General features: G+C 63.0%; 20 protein-coding genes. 12 read left to right on the forward strand and 8 right to left on the reverse strand.

Annotated elements, in window-relative coordinates; genetic code table 11:
- Positions 1-59: 59 nt before the first annotated feature.
- Positions 60-2,750: a bifunctional acetate--CoA ligase family protein/GNAT family N-acetyltransferase gene (locus ACNJX9_RS14325; RefSeq protein ID WP_439409301.1), complete on the forward strand. Its 2,691-nt coding sequence runs from the start codon at positions 60-62 to the stop codon at positions 2,748-2,750.
- Positions 2,751-2,759: 9 nt separating this feature from the next.
- Here ACNJX9_RS14325 and ACNJX9_RS14330 read toward each other — a convergent pair whose 3' ends face one another.
- Both ACNJX9_RS14330 and ACNJX9_RS14335 read right to left on the reverse strand, forming a co-directional pair.
- Positions 2,760-3,248, reverse strand: coding sequence for a phage holin family protein (locus ACNJX9_RS14330; protein ID WP_439409302.1), 489 nt, complete (start codon positions 3,246-3,248; stop codon positions 2,760-2,762).
- Positions 3,249-3,524: a hypothetical protein gene (locus ACNJX9_RS14335; RefSeq protein WP_439409303.1), complete on the reverse strand. Its 276-nt coding sequence runs from the start codon at positions 3,522-3,524 to the stop codon at positions 3,249-3,251.
- Positions 3,525-3,699: 175 nt separating this feature from the next.
- On the opposite strand from ACNJX9_RS14335, the gene ACNJX9_RS14340 reads away from it, so the two are divergent.
- The 3 genes from ACNJX9_RS14340 to ACNJX9_RS14350 are packed head-to-tail and all read left to right on the forward strand — an operon-like array spanning position 3,700 to position 6,716.
- Positions 3,700-4,836 carry an ABC transporter permease gene (locus ACNJX9_RS14340; RefSeq protein WP_439409304.1) on the forward strand — a complete coding sequence of 379 codons (1,137 nt, stop codon included), beginning with the start codon at positions 3,700-3,702 and terminating at the stop codon, positions 4,834-4,836.
- Between the two features lie 2 nt (positions 4,837-4,838).
- On the forward strand, positions 4,839-5,609 hold the full coding sequence (locus tag ACNJX9_RS14345; protein ID WP_057749517.1) for an ABC transporter ATP-binding protein: 771 nt from the start codon (positions 4,839-4,841) through the stop codon (positions 5,607-5,609).
- A gap of 3 nt (positions 5,610-5,612) precedes the next feature.
- Entirely contained in the window at positions 5,613-6,716 is a 1,104-nt protein-coding gene (locus ACNJX9_RS14350; protein WP_439409305.1) for an ABC-type transport auxiliary lipoprotein family protein, read from the forward strand.
- Between the two features lie 11 nt (positions 6,717-6,727).
- Here ACNJX9_RS14350 and ACNJX9_RS14355 read toward each other — a convergent pair whose 3' ends face one another.
- Complete coding sequence (locus tag ACNJX9_RS14355; protein ID WP_057749514.1) at positions 6,728-7,045, reverse strand: c-type cytochrome; 318 nt, start codon at positions 7,043-7,045, stop codon at positions 6,728-6,730.
- 150 nt (positions 7,046-7,195) lie between these two features.
- On the opposite strand from ACNJX9_RS14355, the gene ACNJX9_RS14360 reads away from it, so the two are divergent.
- The 6 genes from ACNJX9_RS14360 to ACNJX9_RS14385 all read left to right on the forward strand — a co-directional run bounded on the left by ACNJX9_RS14360 (position 7,196) and on the right by ACNJX9_RS14385 (position 13,448).
- The gene (locus ACNJX9_RS14360; protein WP_439410056.1) at positions 7,196-7,909 is read left to right on the forward strand and encodes a Crp/Fnr family transcriptional regulator; all 714 of its coding nucleotides are present in this window, start codon (positions 7,196-7,198) and stop codon (positions 7,907-7,909) included.
- Between the two features lie 485 nt (positions 7,910-8,394).
- Positions 8,395-9,123 carry a Crp/Fnr family transcriptional regulator gene (locus tag ACNJX9_RS14365; RefSeq protein ID WP_057749508.1) on the forward strand — a complete coding sequence of 243 codons (729 nt, stop codon included), beginning with the start codon at positions 8,395-8,397 and terminating at the stop codon, positions 9,121-9,123.
- A 573-nt stretch (positions 9,124-9,696) separates the two neighbouring features.
- Positions 9,697-10,668, forward strand: coding sequence for a TRAP transporter substrate-binding protein (locus ACNJX9_RS14370; protein WP_057749505.1), 972 nt, complete (start codon positions 9,697-9,699; stop codon positions 10,666-10,668).
- Positions 10,669-10,734: 66 nt separating this feature from the next.
- On the forward strand, positions 10,735-11,280 hold the full coding sequence (locus ACNJX9_RS14375; RefSeq protein ID WP_439409306.1) for a TRAP transporter small permease: 546 nt from the start codon (positions 10,735-10,737) through the stop codon (positions 11,278-11,280).
- The gene (locus ACNJX9_RS14380) at positions 11,271-12,563 is read left to right on the forward strand and encodes a TRAP transporter large permease (RefSeq protein WP_271601346.1); all 1,293 of its coding nucleotides are present in this window, start codon (positions 11,271-11,273) and stop codon (positions 12,561-12,563) included. Before ACNJX9_RS14375 ends, ACNJX9_RS14380 begins: the two co-directional genes overlap by 10 nt.
- Before the next feature lie 78 nt (positions 12,564-12,641).
- Positions 12,642-13,448 carry an SDR family NAD(P)-dependent oxidoreductase gene (locus ACNJX9_RS14385; protein WP_439409307.1) on the forward strand — a complete coding sequence of 269 codons (807 nt, stop codon included), beginning with the start codon at positions 12,642-12,644 and terminating at the stop codon, positions 13,446-13,448.
- Positions 13,449-13,457: 9 nt separating this feature from the next.
- Here ACNJX9_RS14385 and ACNJX9_RS14390 read toward each other — a convergent pair whose 3' ends face one another.
- From ACNJX9_RS14390 to ACNJX9_RS14405, 4 genes are read right to left on the reverse strand one after another with little or no spacing between them, the layout of a single operon-like run.
- The gene (locus tag ACNJX9_RS14390) at positions 13,458-14,156 is read right to left on the reverse strand and encodes a molybdate ABC transporter substrate-binding protein (RefSeq protein WP_057749497.1); all 699 of its coding nucleotides are present in this window, start codon (positions 14,154-14,156) and stop codon (positions 13,458-13,460) included.
- Positions 14,153-16,282, reverse strand: coding sequence for a molybdopterin cofactor-binding domain-containing protein (locus ACNJX9_RS14395; RefSeq protein WP_439409308.1), 2,130 nt, complete (start codon positions 16,280-16,282; stop codon positions 14,153-14,155). The genes ACNJX9_RS14390 and ACNJX9_RS14395 overlap by 4 nt, the downstream gene beginning before the upstream one ends.
- On the reverse strand, positions 16,279-16,749 hold the full coding sequence (locus ACNJX9_RS14400) for a (2Fe-2S)-binding protein (RefSeq protein ID WP_439409309.1): 471 nt from the start codon (positions 16,747-16,749) through the stop codon (positions 16,279-16,281). The genes ACNJX9_RS14395 and ACNJX9_RS14400 overlap by 4 nt, the downstream gene beginning before the upstream one ends.
- 12 nt (positions 16,750-16,761) lie before the next feature.
- Positions 16,762-17,736, reverse strand: a complete 975-nt coding sequence (locus ACNJX9_RS14405; RefSeq protein WP_439409310.1) for a tripartite tricarboxylate transporter substrate binding protein — start codon at positions 17,734-17,736, stop codon at positions 16,762-16,764.
- A gap of 234 nt (positions 17,737-17,970) precedes the next feature.
- Between ACNJX9_RS14405 and ACNJX9_RS14410 the strand changes: the two genes are divergently transcribed.
- Together ACNJX9_RS14410 and ACNJX9_RS14415 are read left to right on the forward strand one after the other, a co-directional pair.
- A complete protein-coding gene (locus ACNJX9_RS14410) occupies positions 17,971-20,061 on the forward strand; it encodes a molybdopterin oxidoreductase family protein (RefSeq protein WP_439409311.1) in 2,091 nt (696 codons plus the stop codon).
- A gap of 110 nt (positions 20,062-20,171) precedes the next feature.
- On the forward strand, positions 20,172-20,954 hold the full coding sequence (locus ACNJX9_RS14415; protein WP_439409312.1) for an enoyl-CoA hydratase/isomerase family protein: 783 nt from the start codon (positions 20,172-20,174) through the stop codon (positions 20,952-20,954).
- Positions 20,955-20,981: 27 nt separating this feature from the next.
- Here ACNJX9_RS14415 and ACNJX9_RS14420 read toward each other — a convergent pair whose 3' ends face one another.
- Complete coding sequence (locus ACNJX9_RS14420) at positions 20,982-22,220, reverse strand: hypothetical protein (RefSeq protein ID WP_439409313.1); 1,239 nt, start codon at positions 22,218-22,220, stop codon at positions 20,982-20,984.
- Positions 22,221-23,174: the final 954 nt, after the last annotated feature.

Here is a 23,174-nt window from a genome sequence, read left to right on the forward strand (position 1 = left end):
TCATATCCTGTCGGGCCTAGCTTCTGTCGGACCCGTTGCCCGATCGGACGATTGTGATCATGTCGACTTACCGCCTGAAAAATCTGTTGTCGCCCCAGTCAGTTGCGCTGGTCGGCGCAAGCTCCCGCCCGGTTTCCGTCGGGCGTGCGGTCCTGGAGAACATTCGCAAGGCGGAGTTCAAGGGGCCGTTCGGCTTGGTGAACCTGCGCCATGCGGAGATCGACGGCATGACCGCCGTAGCCAGCCTGGCGCAATTGTCCTTCGTGCCTGAGCTCATCGTCGTCACCGCGCCGGCACGCGAGATTCCCGACATCATCGATCAGGCCGGCCGTCTTGGCTCGGCCGGGGCTCTGATCGTTTCGGCGGGGCTTGGCCAGGGACCGGGCTCGCTCGAAGAAGCCACCATCGTCGCCGCCCGCAAATACGGCATGCGGCTGATCGGACCCAACTGTCTCGGCATCATGATGCCTGGCACAAGCCTCAATGCGACCTTCGCGGCGCACATGCCGGCGGCAGGCAACCTCGCGCTGATCTCGCAATCGGGCGCAATCGCAGCCGGCATGGTGGACTGGGCAGCGCAGCGCGGCGTAGGCTTCTCGGGCATCGTCACCATCGGTGATCAGATTGACGTCGACATCGCGGATCTGCTCGACTATTTCGCGATGGACCATAAGACGCGGGCGATCCTGCTCTACATCGAGGCCATCAAGGACGCTCGGAAATTCATGTCGGCGGCGCGCGCCGCGGCGCGTGTGAAGCCGGTCGTCGTCGTGAAGTCCGGCCGCATGGCGCAGGGGGCGAAGGCGGCTGCCACGCATACAGGTGCGCTCGCTGGCGCCGACGCGGTCTATGATGCGGCCTTCCGCCGCGCCGGCGTCCTTCGGGTATCGGATCTGCGCGAGCTGTTCGATTGTGCCGAGACCCTGGGCCGGGTCGGGTCGCCGTCGGGAAAGCGCCTTGCGATTCTGACCAATGGTGGTGGCATCGGCGTCCTCGCGATTGATCGGCTCGCGGACCTTGGCGGAGTTCCCGCGCCCATGACACCGGAAGCGCGCCAGAGGCTCGACGCGGTGCTGCCGCCGACCTGGTCCGGCGCAAATCCCGTCGACATCGTCGGCGACGCCGACGCGCCGCGTTACGCCGCTGCGCTGGAGGTGCTGCTCGACGATCCCGGCAATGACGCGGTCCTGGTGCTCAACGTGCAGACCGCGATCGCATCGGCCGCCCAGATCGCGACGACCGTGACCGAGCTCATCGGAAAATATCGCGAGAAGCACCGCAGTTGGGCCAAGCCTGTGCTTGCGGCCTGGGTCGGGGCTGATCAGGAGATCATCGCGACGCTATCCGCCGCCGGCATTCCGAACTATCCGACTGAAGATGATGCCGTGCGCGGCTTCATGCACATGGTCCGACATCGCGAGGTGGTCGACGAGCTGAGCCAGGTTCCCCCGGCGATGCCCGACACTTTCGTGCCCGACGTTGCGGCCGCGAAGCAGATCGTCACGGCGGTCATCGCCGACGGGCGCAAATGGCTGGAGCCTGTCGAGATCAAGCATCTGCTTGGGTGTTATGATATCGCCATGGTGCCGACCTACACGGCCGAAGATGTCGAGCAGGCGGTCGCCTGCTCGGATGAGATATTCGCACGGGGCGCCACCGTCGTGCTCAAGATTCTGTCGCGCGACATCGTGCACAAGTCTGACGTCGGCGGTGTCGTGCTCAATCTGACGACGCCGGCCGCGGTACGCGCGGCTGCCGCCGAGATTCTCGCGCGGGCGAAGAGGTTGCGGCCCGAAGCCCGCATCGATGGCATCATTGTGCAGGCAATGGTGGTCAAGGCCAAGGCGCGAGAGCTGATTATGGGTCTCGCTGATGATCCGACGTTCGGCACCGTCGTCGTGTTCGGCCGCGGCGGGACGGCGGTTGAGATCATCAATGACAAGGCTCTGGCGCTGCCGCCGCTTGATTTACAGCTTGCCCGTGATCTGATTGAGCGCACGCGCGTGTCGCGGTTGCTGCGCGCCTATCGGGACGTGCCGGCCGTCAAGCAGGACGCCGTCCCTTTGGTCTTGGTCAAGCTGGCGCAGATGGCGGCGGACATTCCCGAGATCCGTGAGCTCGATATCAACCCGCTGCTCGCCGACGAAACCGGCGTAACGGCGGTCGACGCCCGCGTGGCCGTGGGGCCGCCGCAGCGGAAATTCGCGGGCTCCGGGCCTGCAAATTTCGCCGTCCGTGCCTATCCGTCGCAATGGGAGCGTCGCTTTACGCTCAAGGATGGCTGGCGCATCTCGGTGCGTCCCCTGCGCCCCGAGGACGAACCGACCATCCACGAATTCCTGCGTCACGTCACGCCGCACGATCTTCGCCTCCGCTTCTTCGCGCCGATGAAGGAGTTCACCCACGAGTTCATCGCGCGCCTGACCCAGCTCGACTATGCGCGGGCCATGGCGTTCATTGCGTTCGACGACAGTAATGAGATGGTCGGAGTGGTGCGGTTGCACTCGGACTCGATCTACGAGAGAGGCGAATACGCGATCCTGCTGCGCTCCGACCTCAAGGGCAGGGGCCTCGGTTGGGCCCTGATGCAGCTGATCATCGACTATGCCAGATCGGAAGGCCTCAAGACCATCTCGGGCGACGTGCTCAAGGAGAACGTTGTGATGCTCGAGATGTGCCGGCAGCTCGGCTTCGAGATCAAGCCAGATCCGACCGAGCCTGACCTCTGCGACGTCCGGCTGAAGCTCTGACGTGGCTCGCTACGAACGCGCTTCGGAACTTGCGTCCGGTGCGCTCTCTCTGGTGGTCTTCCGCATGTTCCTGACGATGATCGCGATGAGCGGCACCAGCACCGGCACGATCGTGCTCAGCGGATGATGGACCGCGCCGGTCAATTCGGCCTGAAACGCGCGGGCTTCGACCTGAAGCGCCTCGATCGATGTGCCGTGGATCTCATTGGCGAGCTCAATGTCGCGGCCGGATGGCGGGCGCCCGGCGACGATGAACAGAACCGCCGCGATGGCGAAATTGATCGCTCCGAGGACCGCCGCCGCGGCGGTCGCGCTCCAGATCTGGACCAGGCCGAAATAGGCCGACAGCTCCAGCATCAAGAGACCGAATGCGGCGATCAGCGCGGCGAAGGCCCGCAGGCCAAGTCCGACCAGCAGGTGGCGCAGCCGGATATCCGCGATGATCCTGTCGGTGCGCCACAAGGCGCGCAGATGCTTGATCACTTTCTCGCTATTCACCTAGTGCCTCCGCAGCATGAAGCCGACCACCACGCCGAGCGCAAAAGCGGACGCGAGCGAGGCGACCGGGCGTCCCGTGATGAGGTCATGGAGCTGCTCTTGATCTTCGCTGACGGTTTCGCCGAGTTCGGCCAGCGCGGCCTTGATCTGATCGGCGAGAATCTCGGCACGGTCCTTCGAACTCTCGAACATCCCCTCGCCAGCCGTGCTCAGCAGCCGGGTAACGTCCACCTTCAACGTCCGCAGTTCTTCGCTCACCCTGTCGCTGTCGAACATGGATTTGATGCCTCCATTGAATGGAGCAAAACCTAAGTCGCGCCGGTGCGCCCGTGCTTGATTTGCGTCAAGCGGCGCGCGTGGTCGCAGTCTTGAGACAGGTCAAACCCGCCGCCACATGCTGGCCTAGAAATAGCAGCTCAATGGGACCAAATCGTCCCGACGAGGTGGAAGCGTGAACCCAGAACCGCTGTTGCTGGCGACGTCGTCTGGCGATGTGCTGAAATTGCGCCCGGAAGGGCCCTGGATCGCGGCGAATGTGACGACGCTCGAGACTTTGTCCCGCTCGGTCGACGCAGAGGTCGATCGATCAAGAGCCGTGTCGCTGGACATGTCGGGAATCAGCGCGCTCGATACGCTCGGGGCCTGGATCCTGGAGAAGTTGTCGCGCAAAGCCGCCTCATCCGGCAGGCCAGCCGAGATCATGGGCGTGGCCGATCATTTCAGTGGCCTGCTGGAGGAGGTGCGGCAGGTCAATCGTCACACGCCGCCGCCGGCGGCCGCCTCCAACCCGGTTCTGCTCAGGCTGAACGACCTCGGCAAGGCCACGATCGGTGCGCGTGAAGATATCGCGATTTTTCTGCAAATGCTGGGCGCCCTGTTCATGGCGGTGGCCGGCGTCTTGCGGCGGCCCCACTCGCTGCGGCTGACGTCGCTGGTCTATCAGCTCAACCGGATCGGGTTGCAGGCGATTCCAATCGTCATACTGATCACCTTCCTGATCGGCGCCATCATTGCCCAGCAGGGCTTCTTTCATTTCCGCAGGTTCGGTGCGGAGTCCTACACCGTCGACATGGTCGGCATCCTCGTCTTACGCGAGCTTGGCGTGCTGATCGTCGCCATCATGGTCGCTGGACGTTCGGGAAGCGCCTATACGGCCGAGCTTGGCTCGATGAAAATGCGTGAAGAGATCGACGCGCTCTCCACCATGGGGCTAGATCCCGTCGACGTCCTGATCTTGCCGCGCGTGGCCGCCCTCGTCATCGCGCTGCCCATTCTCGCCTTCATTGGATCGATGGCCGCGCTCTATGGCGGCGGTCTGGTTGCGCAATTCTACGGCGACATGGGGCCTGCGATCTACATCGCGCGGCTGCATGAAGCCATTTCCGTCACCCATTTCGAGGTCGGGATCCTGAAAGCGCCGTTCATGGCCCTAGTCATCGGGATCGTCGCCTGCAGCGAAGGATTGCGCGTGAAGGGTAGCGCGGAATCCCTTGGTCGACAGACGACCACGTCGGTGGTCAAGTCGATCTTCCTGGTGATCGTGCTGGACGGCCTGTTCGCGATCTTCTTCGCGTCGATCGGAATGTGACGATGCCCGAGCCGCAAGCAGAGTTCGCGATCCGGGTCCGTGACCTCGTCGTTGGTTTCGGCCGTCAGACCGTGCTCGACCATCTATCGCTCGATGTCCGCTGCGGCGAGATTCTTGGACTGGTGGGCGCATCTGGCGGCGGCAAGTCGGTGCTGATGCGTACCATCATCGGTCTTATCCCGCGTCGCAGCGGCACCATCGAAGTCATGGGGCAGACGATTGGTGCCCCCCATGATCGCAGCCGCGCAGCGACATGGGGCATTCTGTTCCAGCAGGGCGCGCTGTTCTCTTCGCTGACCGTCAGGCAGAATGTACAATTTCCGCTTCGCGAAAATCTCGTGTTGTCACAGGAGCTGATGGACGAGATCGCGATCGCCAAGCTCGAGATGGTTGGGCTACGCGCGCAGGATGGCGACAAATATCCATCCGAACTGTCGGGCGGAATGACCAAACGCGTGGCGCTGGCGCGCGCGCTCGCGCTCGATCCACCGATCCTCTTCCTCGACGAGCCGACGTCCGGCCTCGACCCGATCGCAGCGGGCGATTTCGATGCGCTGATCCGGACGTTGCAAAAGACCCTCGGGCTCACTGTCTTCATGGTCACCCATGATCTCGCGAGCCTTACCACGGTCTGCGACCGCGTCGCCGCGCTTGCCGACGGCAAGATCGTGGCTATCGGGCCGATGCGCGACCTGCTGCAATCCGAGCATCCCTGGGTGCGGGCCTATTTCCACGGCAAGCGCTCGCAGATGCTGCAACCACAGATGAGATGATACATGGAAACCCGCGCTCCCTACGTGCTGATCGGCACCTTCGTGCTGGCTGCGATCCTCGCGGTATTCGGGTTCGTCTATTGGCTGAACAACAGCGGTGGCATTGGGCCGCGCACGACCTATCATGTGCAATTCCAGGGGCCGGTGCCTGGTCTTCTGGTCGGCGCCGGCGTCCTGTTCAACGGTATCCGCGTCGGTGAGGTAACCCAGCTTGGCCTTGCACCCGACAATCCGCGCTTCGTCAACGCGACGATCTCGGTCGCTTCGGCAACGCCGGTGCGCGCCGACACCAAGGTCGGGCTCGATTTCCAGGGGCTGACGGGCGTGCCGGTGGTGACGCTGGAGGGCGGCATGGTCGCCGCGAAGCCCGGCGAACCCCTGACTTTGATCGCCGAGGCCGGCGCGGGCCAGAGCATGACGCAGGCGGCGCGCGAGGCGCTGCGACGCGTCGATTCCGTGCTCGAGGACAATTCCGGCCCACTCAAGGACACCATCGCCAATTTCAAGACGTTCTCGGATGGCCTTGCGCGCAACACGGGTAAGATGGACGGCATCCTGGCGGGCCTCGAGAAAATGACCGGCGGCGGCGCGCCTGCACAGAAGATCACCTATGATCTCCGCACGCCACAAGATCTCGGAGGTGCCGGCAAGATGCTCTCGGCATCGCTGGCCATTCCCGAGCCGACCGCTGTCGCGATGCTACAGACCCAGCGCATGCTGTTCTCGCCGGTTGGCGATATCAAAGGCTTCGCCGACTTCCTCTGGGCCGACAGCATTCCAAAGCTGGTGCAGGCGCGGCTGATCGACAGCTTCGAGAATTACGATATTGCGCACGCCCCGTTGCGAACGACAGAATTGGGGCAGGCGGAATATCAGCTTCTGATCGACATCAGGCGTTTCCGCATTGCCACGGACGGCGAGCCGCGGGTCGAGATTGGACTGTCGGCACGGATCGTCGCCAAGAATGGCAAGGTAATCGCATCCCGCCTGGTCGAGACCAGCGAGAAGCTCGACAAGGTCGAGCCGGCCGCCGCGGTCACAGCGTTCGACGCAGCGTTCGCACGCATTGCCAGGGAGCTGATTGGCTGGACGGTCCAGGCGGTGTGATGCTTCCAAAGCTACTCGAGCGTCTTGAGATAGGACAGGAGGTCGTGGATCTGGTCGGGCTCGAGCTCGAAAGCGGGCATGTCGGCGTGGCCGGTATAGATACCTTCAGCGAGTGCTTCCTCGAGGGAATCGATCGCGTAGCGCCGGTGCAAGGTTCTGAACGGCGGTGCGATCTTGAGCGGGCTTTCGGAACGACGGTCGATCGCGTGGCAGCGCGCGCAATTGGCGCGCGCATAGGCCTTGCCGCGTTGTTCGGCGGTTTGCGCGGCGAGCGCGGGAGTGATCAGGAGCAGCCCAATCAGGCCGTAGCGCAGCGCGGCGTGCAGCATGGAAATCGGTCCCGTTGAATTCTCGGCGCAGAGTAGGGCGGGGATGCGCGTCAAATTTGATCTGGGTCAATCGGCTTTGGCGGGGTGCAGTAAAATGCACTTGGCGCGGTTTCTGTCGGTCGCGGAGATTCGATGACGCCTGGGCGATGGATGAAGGCTTCCGTGACGATGATTGAGCCAAACGATCATTTTTGCAGCGACTGCGCGGTCCGCGGCATCGCGGTTTGTGCGTCGCTGGACCCGGCCGAGCTCGGGGAGTTCGAGCATCTCGGGCGCCGCGTTCATTTCGGAGCGGGAGAGACGGTGTTTTCCGAGGAGGATATTACGACCTCGTTCTACAACCTCCTCGAAGGCGTGATGCGGCTCTACAAGCTGCTGCCTGACGGTCGCCGGCAGATCGTGGGCTTCGCTTTGCCCGGCGATTTCCTCGGGATGAATCTGTCCGGCCGCCACAATTTTTCGGCCGATGCGATTGGTACGGTGACCGTGTGCCAATTCGCCAAGACAGCTTTTGGCCGCTTCATGGAGGACCGGCCGCATCTGCTCAAGCGCATCAACGAGCTGGCGATTCGAGAGCTGAGCCAGGCGCGTGACCACATGGTCCTGCTCGGCCGTCGCTCGGCAGATGAAAAGGTCGCGACTTTTCTGCTCGGCTGGCGGGAGCGACTGGTCCCGCTGAAGGGCTCGTCGAATACTGTCCCCTTGCCGATGAGCCGGCAGGACATTGCGGACTACCTTGGCCTGACCATCGAAACCGTCAGCCGCACCTTCACAAAGCTGGAACGGCACGGTGCGATCGAGATCATCCATGGCGGAATCAGCCTGCGCGACCCCGCCCGGATCGAAGCCTTGGCCGCGGCCTGAATCCCGACACGACCTGGCCCTCGCTGATTTTTGATCCGGATCAATGACGGCAGTCGCGCTTCGCCAATAATGCCCCCACAACAAGGTCCGGGAGGGGATGATGCCGACTGACGCGCTGCTTGTGACCATGGCCGTGGTGGCCGTCTTTGTGGCATTTGCCTGGGCGCTGGCTTGGGCGGACCGACAGACGAGTGCTCGCAGGCTCGGTTCGGACACAAAGCGCTGAAGTTCCCAAGATCATTTTGATGCGCCTTCCGCGGCAGCTATCCGCCATTCCGCCGTGACCCCGGCCTGATCGCAATCCGCCTTCTCTGCAACTCTGCATGGTCTGCATTGCATCCACGCACCCTGCGGGTGCGGATTGGTGGCGCTACCGCGACATTTTAACAGCACTTGCCTCAAACTGTCCCGTGCTTTCCGGTTGAAAAGACGGGCAACACTGACTACGCAGGAACTCCAGCGCTCGCAGTCTTAGGAGTCCCGGCGTGCCTCAGGACAAGACCGGCGACCCCCGGCACTCGTCGGGTAACAAATTGTCGGTCCTGCGCAAGCATCCGATCTTCGCGGATCTTGAGCCGGACGCGCTCGATCAACTGTGCCGCTATGCCAAGCACACCACGGTCAAGCGCGGCGCGACGATCGCCGCGAAGGGCGACCCCGGAAACAATCTGTTCGCGGTGATCACGGGAACAGTGAAAATTTCTTCCTCGTCGCCCGATGGCCGAAATGCCATTCTCAACCTGATCGGTCCGGGAGAGATCTTCGGTGAGATCGCAGTGCTCGATGGTGCGCCACGGTCGGCCGATGCGACTGCCAACACCAATTGCGAACTCTACATCATCGATCGCCGCGACTTCCTCCCCTTCGTGAAGAGTCAGCCGGCGCTGGCAATGAAATTCATCGAATTGCTCTGCGCGCGGCTGCGCTGGACCAGCCAACAGGTCGAGCAGGTGATCCTGCAGAATCTGCCGGGCCGGCTCGCGAGCGCATTGCTCGGTCTCACCGAGGAGCGCAAGCTCGATTCCGGCAGTGGCACCCTCGCGATCACCCAGCAAGAGATCAGTGAAATGGTGGGGATGACGCGCGAGAGCATCAACAAACAATTGCGCGCATGGGCGGGCCGCAACTGGGTCCGCCTTGAGCATGGCGCCATCGTTGTGCTCGACACCGATGCACTGCGCGAGCTGGCCGAGAGCGGCCTCGACGGCGAGTGATTTTGCGGTCTAGCCGTCGATGATCCCGACTGCCGCCGGGCGCGGGGTATTTCGTAAAAGAAGAATTATGTTCCGATTGTCCCGCCGGGTGCCGCCTGGCGGATCAATGCAAGTCCAGCATCGATCGATGCCGCATTTGGCTTGGACTCAGAATGTCGCCCGCCCTAGGGACGACGTTGGCGAAATTACGCCGATGGGGCGCGTTCATAGTAGACGAGGCGATCGTCTCGCCCAAACTCCAAGCCGCAACCAATAGCGGTCGAGCACAAAGCAGAGGAACGTCTATGGATACGATGAGCATCGTTACCGCGCATCCAGCATTGGCCGACGGCGCGGCCCGATTGCCGGGGAGCCGGCACCTGACGCACGGGTCCCCCGCAGGAGCGGGCGCGATGAGCACCGCACGGTCGCGGGCAGAGATCGTTAACCAGCCAGATTTACTCGACCCCGCCGCGCTATCCTACGAAGGTGGTGCAGTTGTAGCGCTTGACTTCACACCTGAAGTGGAGCGACGCAAGGCGGTCTGTAGCACCAGCCCAACGACGACATAATCAACTCAGGAGGAAAGCCCAGATGAAGACACTCATCGGTATCATCGCAGCCGCTACACTGGCTGTCTCGGCGCCGTTCGCGACTGCACGCGATTTCCGCTCGGCCGACGTCCATCCGGCCGACTATCCGACCGTCGAAGCCGTCAAGTTCATGGGCAAGCAGCTTGCGACCGCGAGCGGCGGCAAGCTCGGCGTCAAGGTATTTCCGAACGGGGCCTTGGGCTCCGAGAAGGACACCATCGAGCAGCTCAAGATCGGCGCGCTCGACATGATGCGGATCAACGCATCGCCGTTGAACAACTTCGTGCCGGAAACCGTCGCCCTGTGCCTGCCCTTCGTCTTCCGCGACACGCAGCATATGCGCACCGTTCTCGACGGGCCGATCGGCGACGAGATCCTTGCGGCCATGGAGCCTGCGGGGTTGATCGGCCTCGCTTACTATGACAGCGGCGCCCGTTCGATTTACACCGTCAAGGCACCGATCAAGTCGCTGGCCGACGTCAAGGGCCTGAAGATTCGCGTCCAGCAATCGGACCTCTGGGTCGGCATGATCCAGAGCCTCGGCGCCAATCCGACACCGATGCCGTATGGCGAGGTCTACACCGCGCTCAAGACCGGCCTGGTCGACGCTGCCGAGAACAACTGGCCCTCCTACGAGTCCTCGCGTCATTTTGAGGCTGCCAAATTCTATAACGTCACCGAGCACTCGCTGGCGCCTGAGGTCCTCGTGATGTCCAAGAAAGTCTGGGATACGCTGAGCAAGGAGGATCAGGCGATGGTCCGCAAGGCGGCGAAGGAATCGGTGCCGGTCATGCGCAAGCTCTGGGACGAGCGCGAGCAGGCGTCCCGCAAGACCGTCGAAGCCGCCGGCGTTCAGGTCGTCACTGTCGCGAACAAGCAGGAGTTTGTCGACGCGATGAAGCCGGTGTACCAGAAGTTCGCCGGTGACGAGAAGCTCCAGAGCCTCGTCAAGCGCATCCAGGACACCAAGTAAAAGCACGAGGGGACCAGATCCGGCGCTGCGCCTGCGCGGCGCCGGATCCTGACAAGGAGGGGCGGGATGACAGACCCACACGTTGCAGACAATGAGCAGGAGGCGGGCCGTCCGTCCACCAGTTTGCTGTCGCGGATCAATGCGCCTATTGCCCGTGCAGGCATGTATCTGTCCGTGAGCGGGTTGCTCGTCATCGTCACCATCGTGTTCTACCAGGTGTTCGGACGCTACGTGCTCAACTCCAGCCCAACCTGGACCGAAAACCTCGCGCTCGTCCTGATCCTCTATGTCACGCTGATCGGCGCCGCCGTCGGCGTGCGCGATGCCGGACATATCGGCATGGACAGTCTCTTGGTGATGCTTCCGGATTACCTGCGAGAGAAGGTCGAGCTCCTGATCCACGTCCTGGTGGCTCTGTTCGGTGTTGCCATGGCCTACAACGGCTGGATCCTCGGCGCGTCGGTCGGGACGGTGCATATCCCCAATCTCGGTTTCCCTGAGGTCGTTCGCTACGTGCCGCTGGTCGCCTCCGGCATCCTGATTGTCTCCTTTTCAATCGAGCACATCATCGCTCTCCTGCGCGGCGAAGAGGTCGTCCCCTCATGGAACTGATTATTCTCGGCGCCACGTTCTTCGGCTTTCTGGTTCTGGGCGTACCGGTCGCCTTCGCGATCGGCCTCTCGGCGATCTGCACCATTCTCTACGAAGGCCTGCCCGTCGCCGTCATCTTCCAGCAGATGATGTCGGGAATGAATATCTTCTCGTTCCTTGCCATTCCGTTCTTCGTCTTCAGCGGTGAGTTGATGCTCCATGGCGGCGTTGCCGACAAGATCGTGCAGCTCGCCAAAAATCTCGTCGGTCATATCCGCGGCGGCCTCGGCATGTCGAACGTGGTCGCCTGCACGCTGTTCGGCGGTGTCTCCGGCTCGCCCGTGGCCGACGTGTCGGCGATGGGCGCGGTGATGATCCCGATGATGAAGAAGGAGGGCTTCGACACCGACTATGCCGTCAACGTTACCACGCATGCCTCGCTCGTCGGCGCCTTGATGCCGACCAGTCACAACATGATCATTTATGCGCTCGCCGCCGGCGGCAAGGTCTCGATTGGGGCGCTGATCGCAGCGGGCCTGCTGCCGGCGCTGGTGCTGATGATTTGTATGCTGGTCGCCGCCTACGCGGTTGCAGTGAAGCGCGGCTATCCCGCCGGCAAGTTCCCCGGCTGGACCGAGGTGGTCCGCTCGTTTGCGGCCGCTTTGCCCGGCCTTCTGATCGTCGGCATCATCCTGACGGGTATCTTGTCGGGGGTTTTCACGGCAACTGAATCCGCCGCCGTCGCTGTCACCTATACGATCGTGCTGACGTTCTTCATCTACCGAACCATGACCTGGAATAACTTCCTGCATGCGGCGGCCAAGGCGGTGAAGACCACGGGCGTGGTGCTGCTGTTGATCGGCGTCTCCACCATGTTCCAGTACCTGATGGGCCTCTATGAAGTCGCCGATTTCGCAGGCGACCTGATGGGCAAAGTGTCCACGCAGCCCTGGATGATCTTGCTGCTCATCAACATCATCCTGTTCCTGCTTGGCACCTTCATGGACATGGCGGCGACCATCCTGATCTGCACCCCGATCTTCCTGCCGATCGCGATGAAGGCGGGCATGGATCCGGTGCAGTTCGGCATGCTGATGCTGATCAACTGCGCCCTGGGGCTGAACACTCCGCCGGTCGGAACCACGCAATTCGTCGGCTGCGCCATTGGCGGCATCTCGGTAGGCGCGGTGATGCGCACCATCCTGCCGTTCTACGCGGCCCTGATCGCCGCGCTGATGTTCGTGACCTACGTCCCGGCCTTCTCGCTGTGGCTGCCTCGTCTGCTGATGGGGTACAAAGGATAGCTGTCGTGCGTCCGCCGGCATTGGCCGGCGAACCGCGCTTGCGATAGTTTGCGTCACAGCAACAGGGAGAATCTGTCCGTGATTGATTATCGCAAGCTCTTTGATCTCACCGGCAAGACCGCCGTGGTGCTTGGCGCCGCATCAGGCATCGGCAAATCGTCGGCCGAGGCGATGGCGGGGCTCGGCGCCCGCGTGGTCTGCGCCGATCGCGCGCTTGACGCGGCAGAGGCGACGGCTGCGGGCATTCGCGACAGGGGTGGCTGGGCCGAGGCGGCAAACTGCGATGCTTCGAGCGCTATTGACGTCAATGCGCTCGCCAAGTTCGTGATGCAGAAATTTTCCCGGCTCGACATCGCGGTGACGACGCCCGGGCTCAACATCCGCAAGACCATCCTCGACTACACTGAGGAGGATCTCGACCGCGTGCTCAACCTCAACATTAAGGGCACCGTCTGGTTCTTCCAGGCATTCGGTCGCATCATGGTCGAGCAGAAGGGCGGCAGCATCATTGCCTGCTCCTCGGTGCGTGCGGTGACCATCGAGCCGGGCCTTGGGATCTACGGCTCGACCAAGGCGGCGATCGGTTTGCTGGTGAAGGGCTTTGCCTCCGAGGTCGGCGATGCCGGCGTGCGCGTCAACGCGATTGCACCGAGCATCGTCGAGACTGCGCTGACCAGCCCGTTCAAGCAGCGGCCCAACATCTACAATCTCTATGCCGGCCACACCGTGTTCAACCGCTGGAGCAGCGCCGACGAAGTCGCCACGGCCGTTGCCTATCTCGCCTCGGATGCCGCGAGCTATGTCAGCGGCAGCACGCTGTTCGTCGACGGCGGCTGGACCGGGATCGACGGGCCGCCGACCGGTCTCACCCAGCTGCACAAATAAGCTCCGTTTCTAGCTCGCAAAACCCATGCGCTGGCGCAGATCTTTCTGGTCTGCGCCGGTCAGCAGCGCGATCAGCGCCGCCGCTTCCTTCGGATGCACCGCCTGCGCGGCGATGCCGGCCGTGTACATCGTCACCAGCTCGCATCCCGGCGGCAGCGGACCCGATAGCGCAATGCCGTCGGTCGCGATGATCTCGGTCGCCTGCGTGCATCCGATCGGCCGCGCGGCGGTGGACGTCGCCAGCTCGCGCATCGCCGTTGCGCCGTTCGGAAATATCCTCAGGCGCGACGTGACCTCATAGGCGATGCCGAGCTGATCCAGCACTTTTGCAACGTGTTGGCCCGCGGTGGAGGCCTTGGTATCAGGAACGTAGATGGCGTCTGCGGACCGCAGGACGTCGCGCAAATCGGCCTCCGTCTTCACGGTCACCTTGGGGTCGCGGCTGCGGACCGCCAACGCGGTCTCGACCCGGCCGACATCGGAGATCGAGGAGGGCGCCACAAGCTTCTCCGCGGCGAGCTTAGCAAGCAGAGCCTGTGTCAGGATCACGAGGTCCGCAGGTGTGCTTGCGCGCAGCTTATCGGCCATCACGCCGACCGCGCCGAATTCGCCGTCGATGCCAAAGCCGGTCTGTGCCTTGAAAGCCTCGGCAAGGCCGCGCACCAGCCCCTGCGCCGCACCGCCGCTCAAAATGTTCACTGTCGTCACGATGCAAGCTCCATGGCCGCGATGATCCTGTCGCGCGTAATCGGAAGGTCGCGCGCGCGCACGCCGAGGCAATCGTGAACCGCGTTCGCGATCGCTGCCGTCACCGGGCCGTGTGCGGCCTCGCCGGCGCCGGCCGGCTCGATGTCCGGCCGCTGGATGATCTCGACATCCACGGCCGGGACCTCGCTGAAGGAGAGGATCGGGTAGTCCGCCCACGAGGTCGAGGTAATGTGGGTCGGATCGAAGCGGACGCGCTCCTTCAGCACCCAGCTCGTCGCCTGGATCGCGCCGCCTTCGATCTGGTTGATGACGCCATCAGGATTGATGGCCTCGCCGACGTCGATCGCAAGCGTCAGCCGTCTCACGCGGATATCGTCGGCGCCCTCGATCTCGGCAATCGCCGCGCAATAAGCGCCGGTGTTCTTGTAGCGGGCAAAGCCGACGCCGTAGCCGATGCCGGATTGCTTCTGCGGTTTCCAGCCTGCGCGACGTGCGACGGCGCGGATGACCTCACGGGCCCGCTCGTCGCGGAGATGTCGCAGGCGGAATGCGATCGGGTCTTCGCCGCGCAGGACCGCGATCTCGTCGAGCAGGGATTCGATCGCGAACAGGTTACCCTGCGCGCCGAGGGTCCGCAGCGCCGAGGTGCGCACCGGCATGGTCAGCAGGCGATGGCTGGTAATGGTCCAGGCCGGAAAGTCGTAGAGCGGGACGGAGTTGCGATCCCCGCCGCCACCATTGGCGGGCGGCGGATTTGTGGAGATCAGGCGTGGATAGGGATTGGCGATCTCGCTTGCCGCCAACAGTGCGGGCTGGGCCGCGCGTCCAGGCCGTGCTGTATGGCCATTGCTCCAGATCGCATGGCGCCAGCCGACGATCTCGTTGTCGGCATCGAGATCGGCTTCGATCTCGATGGCCATCGCGGCACCAAACGGCGCGTGGAACATCTCGTCGTGGCGCGACCACTGCACCCGCACCGGACGGCCACTGGCGGCTCTTGCCAGCAGCGCGGCATCGAGCGCGACGTCGTCGGCGGCATTGTGCCCATAGCAGCCGGCGCCTTCCATGTGCTCGACGACGATGTTCTCGGCCGGCAGCTTGAGCACGATCGCGAGGTCAGCGCGGAGTAGATAGACGCCCTGGCTGTGCGTCCAGACGTGGACACGGTCGCCGTCCCAACGCGCCATCGCGCAGGACGGCGCGATCGAGGCATGCGCGATGTATGGGCGGGTATATTGCCGGCGGAGCGTACGTGCAGCTTTTGTCGCAGCCGCCGTCCTGGTGTCGATGATTGTTGTCTCGATCGGTTGGCGTCTCAGGAAACCAGCCAGATCGTTCTCATCCGGGAGCGGCTCCCCCGGCGACCATGTCGCGCCCTTGCGCAGGGCTTTCAGCGCGGCTTCAGCCGCAGCCTCGCTGTCGGCGACGACGCCGGCAAAGCCGCCGTCACGGACGATCGCGACGAGTCCGGAAACGCTGCGTGCGCGCTCCTCGTCCAGCCCGATCAACCTGGCGCCCGAGACGTTCGGCCGCAGCGCGCGCCCGTGCACCAGCTCGGGCAGAGCATGATCATGGATGAAGCGCGGTCGCGCGAACACCTTGTCGGGAATGTCGACGCGGTGGATGGAATGCCCGGCGACGCTGCGCGCAGCGGCGGACTTGACGACAGCGCCCGTCGTCGCATCGTGATCGAGCGAGACGTCGCCTGCAAGCTCCCAATAGCTGGTCGCGACATTGCCGGGGCCGTAGATCATGCCATCCTCGACACCGAGCAGCGCCGGATCGACGCCGAGGCGTTCCGACGCTGCTGCGAGAAAGTGCAGGCGCACCTCGGCGCAGACGTGGCGCAGCGCGCGGCCGGATTGCTGGATCGACAGGCTGCCGGAGGTGACGCCTTCGTTCGGGCTCGCGGCCGTCGAGGCGCGGATCATCTCGATACGGCCGATCTCGACGTCGAGCTCGTCCGCCGCGATTTGCGCCAGCGCCGTGACGATGCCCTGGCCGATTTCGACCTTGCCGGGTGAGATCGCGACGCGGCCTTCGGCGGTGAACCGCACCCAGGACGACAGTCTTGGGTTGGCCGCAAGGCTCTGCGGCAGTTTCGGGTCGGGAGGCGGCGCGCTCATGATGTCGCCATCTCCGATGCCGCGCGCAGCACGGCGCGGACCATGCGGTTATGCGACCCGCAGCGACACAAATTGCGATCGAGCGCCGCTCTGACCTCCGCTTCCGTCGGCGATGGATTGTCGTTCAGCAGCGCCGCCGCGCTGATCAGGATGCCCGGGACGCAATAGCCGCATTGCATCGCCTGTTCGGAGATGAAGGCGCGCTGTAGCGGATGCGGTTGCTCGGCCGTGCCGAGGCCCTCCAACGTGACGACGTCCCTGTCAGCCACGGACCACATCGGCATGTCGCAGGATGGCATCGCCCGGCCGTCGACCATCACGCAACAGGCTCCGCATTGGCCCGCGCCGCAGCCGAAATGCGCACCGGTGATGCCAAGCGGGCCACGCAGCACGTCGAGCAGCGTCTGGTCCGGATCGGCATCGACTGCCACCGTCGCGCCGTTGAGCTGAAATTGAACGGTGGGCATGACCTGCTAGCCTCAGGACTTGTTGAACTTCTTGACGACATCGGCCCATTTCGCGATGTCGCCGCGCAGGAATTTTGCGAACTCCTCTGCTGTCATCGACATTGGCACGGCACCTTGCTCCTTCCAGAGCTTGACGATATCGGGCCGCTTCACCATTGCGTTCACGGCTGAGTTGAGCTTCTCGATGACGGCCTTGGGCGTGCCTGCTGGGGCCATCAGGCCGAGCCAGATCGTCGCTTCGTAGCCGGGAAGGCCGGGCTCGCCGGCGGTCGGCACGTTCGGCAGCACCGCGGAGCGCTGCTGGCCAGTGGTCGCGAGTGCGCGGACCTGGTTCTCGCCAATGTTCGGTGCCATCGCCGGCACCGCGTCGATCATCATCTGGACCTGGCCGCCGATCACGCCGCTGCGGGCCTCGCCGCTGTTGCGGTAGGGGACGTGGACGACGTCGGTGCCGGCCATGGCTTTGAACAGCTCGCCGGCCATGTGATAGGGCGTGCCTTGGCCTGATGAGGCGTAGTTCAACTTGCCGGGCTGCGCCTTGGCGAGCGCGATGAACTCGGCAAGCGTCTGCACCGGGACTTGCGGGTTCACCACAATGACGAGATCGGAAGAGTTCACCGGCGCGATCGGTGCGAGATCGCGCATCAGATCGTATTTGCGCTGCTCGGCCGTCAGCAGCGATTCATTCGCGGTCTGGGTGTTGGACATCATCAGCAAGGTGTAGCCGTCGGCCGGCGACTTCGCGGCCTCGACGGTGCCGATGACGCCGCCCGCGCCGGTGCGGTTCTCGACCACAAAGGGCTGGCCGAAGCGCTCCTGCAGCGCCTGGCCGATCAGCCGGGCTGCGACGTCAGCCGGTCCACCCGCGCCGAAGGGCACGACGATGCGGACCGCGTGGGCGGGATAATCCTGCGCCGGGGCCGGGCTTGCGAAGAATGCGGCGAGCAGGCCGGCGGCCAGCGCCAGCGAAATGTGTCGGGCCGTCACACCCACCTCCCTGAACTCGCTTTTGTTTGATGGTACTGTAGAGGGAGCGGAGGTGGACTGTCGACGCCTCACAAAGTTGATTTGATCGGGAATATCGACCCGTTTTCGGTGTGACTGCAGGGCATTTCGCGGTCGCGGCAGGAACAGGCCGGGCGCGGGCTTTGACCATTTTGCATGGGCACTGCCGGATAAATGCCCTCGGCTCACGGGATTTTTGATGTTACGGAATTGCCCATGAACCAGCACGCCAAGATCGAGATCCGCCACTCCACCTGTCCGCATGATTGCCCATCGGCCTGCGCGCTCGATGTCGAGGTGGTGGAAGGCCGCAGCATCGGCCGGGTTCGTGGTTCGAAGAAACAGACCTATACGGCCGGCGTCGTCTGCGCCAAGGTCGCCCGGTATGCCGAGCGCATCCATCATCCTGAAAGGGTGATGTATCCGATGCGCCGGACTGGACCGAAGGGCTCCGGCCAGTTCGCACGGATCTCCTGGGACGAGGCGCTCGACGAGATCGCCGATCGCTTCAACCAGGCCGAGCGCGAGTTCGGCGCGGAGTCGATCTGGCCCTACTACTACGCCGGCACGATGGGCCTGGTGATGCGCGACGGCCTCAATCGCCTCACCCATGTGAAAAAATATTCGCGCTTCTACCAGACCATCTGCGCCAATGTCGGGCGCATCGGTTTTGCGATCGGTACCGGTAAGATCGCTGGCGTCGATCCGCGCGAGATGGCGCTGTCCGATCTCATCGTGATCTGGGGCACCAATCCCGTCAACACCCAGGTCAACGTGATGACGCATGCCGCGCGTGCGCGAAAGGAGCGCGGCGCGAGGATCGCAGCCGTCGACATCTACGATAACGAGACCATGAAGCAGGCCGACATCAAGATCCTGCTGCGGCCCGGCACCGATGGCGCGTTCGCCTGCGGCGTGATGCATGTGCTGTTCCGTGACGGCTACGCCGACCGCGCCTATATGGACAAGTACACAGACTGCCCCGCCGAGCTCGAAGCGCATTTGAAGTCGCGCACGCCGGAATGGGCCTCCGCGATCTGCGGCGTGCCGGTGGCCGAGATCGCAGCCTTCGCCAAGGCCGTCGGTGAGACCAAGCGGACCTTTTTTCGCCTCGGCTATGGCTTCACGCGTTCGCGCAACGGCGCGACACAGATGCATGCGGCGAACTGCATTCCCGCTCTAACCGGCGCCTGGCAGTATGAAGGCGGCGGTGCCTTCTTCAACAATTACGCGCTTTGGCACTTCAACGAATCCATCATCGAGGGCCATGACGCCCTCGACAAGACGGTTCGCGCGCTCGACCAGTCGCAGATCGGTCGCATCCTTACCGGCGATGCCGAGGCTTTGCTTGGCAAGGGTTCGGTCAAGGCGATGCTGATCCAGAACACCAATCCGATGACGGTGGCGCCGGAGCAGGCGCTGGTACGGCAGGGCTTTGCGCGCGAGGATCTGTTCGTCGCGGTGCATGAGCAGTTCATGACCGAGACGGCGCTGATGGCCGACATTGTGCTGCCGGCGACGATGTTCATGGAGCATGACGACCTCTATTACGGCGGCGGCCACCAGCACATCTCGGTCGGACCCAAGCTGATCGATCCGCCCGGCGAGTGCCGCTCCAACCATGAGGTGTTGCAGGCGCTGGCGCCGCGGCTTGGCGCGGAGCATCCGGGCTTCGGGATGACGCCGCGCGAGTTGATCGACACGACCTTGAGGCTGAGCAACCACGGCGACATCGGCACCCTCGAGGCCGATCTCTGGCGCGATCTGCAGCCGGATTTTCGCACCTCGCATTATCTCGACGGCTTCGCGCATCCCGACAAGAAATTTCACTTCAAGGCCGATTGGGCGCATCCGCCGTTCGGCCAGACCATGGGCGATTTCGACAAGATGCCCTCCCTGCCGGACCATTGGGCCGTGATCGAGCACACCGATCAGGCTCATCCGTTCCGGCTTGCGACCAGCCCGTCGCGCAGCTTCCTCAACACCACCTTCAACGAGACTCCGTCCTCGCAGGCGCGCGAGGGCAAAGCGAGCGTGATGATCCACCCCTTGGATGCCGCCGCGCTTGACATCGCGGACGGCGATGCCGTGACGCTGGGGAACACACGCGGCGAGACCACGCTGATTGCGTCGCTCTTCGATGGCGTACGGCGCGGCGTGCTGATCGCCGAATCCGTGCATCCGAACAAGAACCATATCGGTGGCCGCGGCATCAACATGCTGACCGGTGCCGATACGATCGCGCCGATCGGCGGCGCGGCGTTCCACGACAACAAGGTCTGGATCAGGAAAGCGGCTGCGGCCTGAGCGCGCAATTTGCGTCGAGGCGCTAAGGCGGTGCGGCCTGACAGATTGCCCTTGCACCGCACGCCGAAGCTGCCGCAAATGGCCGCAACCAGGAGCAAGGATCAAGCGTCATGACCGACACCACAGCCGTCATCACCGAGAAGCGCGGCCAGGCGTTCTGGATCACCATCAACCGGCCGGAGAAGCGAAATGCGCTGAACGGTGATGTGATCGCCGGCATCGCGCGCGGTTATCGCGACGCGCATGACGACAAGGACGTTCGCGTCATCGTGCTGACCGGCGCGGGCGACAAGGCGTTTTGCGCCGGCGCCGATTTGCAGAATTCCGGCGCGGCTTTCGCGATGGATTATTCCCGGCCCAATGTCGACTACGCCGATCTGTTGCGCCTGTCGCAGGACGCGACCAAGCCGGCGATCGCGCGCGTCGGCGGGGTCTGCATGGCGGGCGGCATGGGCCTCTTATGCATGACCGACATGGCGGTTGCGGCGGATCATGTCATCTTCGGCCTGCCGGAGGTGAAAGTCGGCGTGTTTCCGATGCAGGTGCTGAGTCTGTTGCAGGAGATCGCGCCGCGTCGCCTCGTCAACGAATGGGCGCTGACCGGCGAGCCGTTCGATGCGAAGGCGGCAAAGGACGCGGGTCTACTCAACTATGTTGTGCCCGCGGCGGAGCTCGATGCCAAGGTCGACTGGCTGATCAGCCGCATCGTCGACAAATCGCCGACCGCAATCCGCCGCGGCAAATATGCCATGCGCGCCATCGCCGCGATGTCATTCGACGAGAGCATCGCCTACACCGAAAGCCAGATCGCGCTGCTCGCGATGACCGAGGACGCCAAGGAGGGGCTGAAGGCATTCAGCGAAAAGCGGAAGCCGGTCTGGACGGGGCGGTAGATCTAATGCGGCAGAAGGCCATACCCCTTACCTCGTTCTGCCCACGAGCGGATCGTCCAAGAGAGTTGTTCCAGAGCGCTGCGAGCGACGCTTTTTAGAAGCCGTAATCAGCTGCTTCCGGGTGCGCTTGGCATAAGTTGGCAATTGATACTTTGAGCGATGGCGGCCGGCGGTGCGCAACTCAGCGTCCGTGAGGTCGCTGTCGGCACCCTCGGTAAAGCCGCCGTGGCGAAATGATGTGAAGGAAAGCTCGTCGCGAAGCCCCGCTGCGGAGATGATCTTCTTGACCACGAAGCGGAGATAACGCAGATCTTTGCGTTGGGTAATCCATGGGAGCTGAATGCTCGATCTTCGATGGGGATGATCGCGCCGGAAAAGCAATCCGGAAATCCCCCTTGCTTTGATAGCGTCGAGCTCTGTCATTAGCTCAGGGAAAAGCGGCGTGCCACTTTCGTCGAAGAGAGGCCACCATGCTTCTTCGCCATTCTTTGGATGTACAATCCTCACGCTATCTGGCCGTCCCTCCGGGCGATAGTGCGCTATTTCGAAGGCTCCGAACACATGTTCTTCGCGCTGTAGCCACTCCCAGCTGAGCAAAGCGGCTGTCCCGATCGAATGAAACCCTAGTTTCTTGGCTGCGCGCCTAAACGCGACAAGCTCGTCCCAGTTAGCAGTGGGCGTTTCCCGCGCTGGTTGGCCAGGGGCCCGAGACTTTAGACCCATTCGGGAGAATGGGTTAATTTCGGGGACCTTTGCCTCGTGGGCGCGCTGGCCAACAAACCAAGCGCGTCTGCAAGCCGTCATGGCCGCATTTGCGAAGCGCCGACGTTCGCGCTTGACGGTGTTGCCGTCCACTTCCTTGCGTTCTACGACCAGCAACTTCGCATAGACGGCGTCAACAAATCCTCTGGTGAAGGTTGAAATCTGTTTCGAGCCCGCCCGACTGCCATCCTTCAGCTCGTGATTAGCGAAGAGTGCCAATCCTTGATCGTAGAGTCGCTGCGTTTTGTGATCGACTTCTTTCCACTTCTGGTGCGTTTTGAAAATCCATACGAGCCAATCGAAAGTGCCAGATACAGGCGAAGCCGGAGACATGTCGGTTAGGCCCCCGGAACGCCAGCTGTCAAAAGCGGGTAACAGGACATTCTTGACTCGGTCTTGAGCCACCGCAAGATCCTCGCCCAGGGCTTCGGATGAGATGGTGCAGCCTTGTTTTCGCGCCCAGGTGGGCGGCTCGAAAAAGTATGCCCAGCCGCCACGCTTCAATGCCTTTCGCCGACAGTAACGAGGAAGTATCGGTGTGGCATGAGGCATCTTCATACGAGCGACGCCAAGTCTTGTCCGTCTGAATTATCCGTGATCGTGGTCCCGTGCAGTGAGGCAAAGTGATCAATGGCCGCTCTCGACCAAACTGGCTGTCGTGAGCGACCAGTTCCATGATAACAGCTCGGGCGAGGAGCTTCCCCGCGGGCTACCGCGCGTGCAAGTTCGGCCGTGTCGCGGTAATCTAAATAGGCTGCGACCATATCCGCCCGCATAACTGCGGGCCATGTGCCGACTGGTGGGTAACGAGCAGGAAGTGCAACGCGGGATGCCATTAGTCTCCATCCGCCTATATAAATCGTCACAGTCTAAGCGTTCATGATTCTCGCAATCGTCGCTTGCTGGTGCATGCGTAATGATGCGCAATTGTCTGTCTCGGTGTGCGCCATGCAAGGGCCCGATTAGCTCTAGCCGACAAACTGCTCGAATCCGAACCCGAAAATTGACTGAGAAACAAGGGACGACGATAGCTGGTGCGGCAATCGGCTGGCCTGGAGCGAAATTGGGTTGGAATGTACGAGCGACTAGATCGGACCGGTGAAGCGCTCGGAACCAAGCGGCGAAAGCGGACGCTTAGCTTGAGAGCTGCTAGGGAAAGTATGATCGAAATCGACCGCAAGACAGCTCAACAGGTGGTCATCTGCTCTGGATGCTCTTCGGCAGGGTGGTGTGTGCCCGCTGGTCGAGAGGCACCTGACTCCCTTTAGCCATGAGCCCTTATTCCGACAATCTGTCGTTAAACTCGCCCGGAAAGCCGGGTTAGGAGCTCCAATTGTCGGAATGGCAAGCACATCCGAATCCGACGGCAGACGGCGTCGCTGCGTGGGTGAGCTAGCCTGTGATCTGTCGCGGTTGCGAGGAAAATTCAGTTCCGCCTCTTCCGTTTGAGCGCGTGCG

This window comes from Bradyrhizobium sp. BLXBL-03 (assembly GCF_051853015.1).
Taxonomy (GTDB): domain Bacteria; phylum Pseudomonadota; class Alphaproteobacteria; order Rhizobiales; family Xanthobacteraceae; genus Bradyrhizobium; species Bradyrhizobium manausense.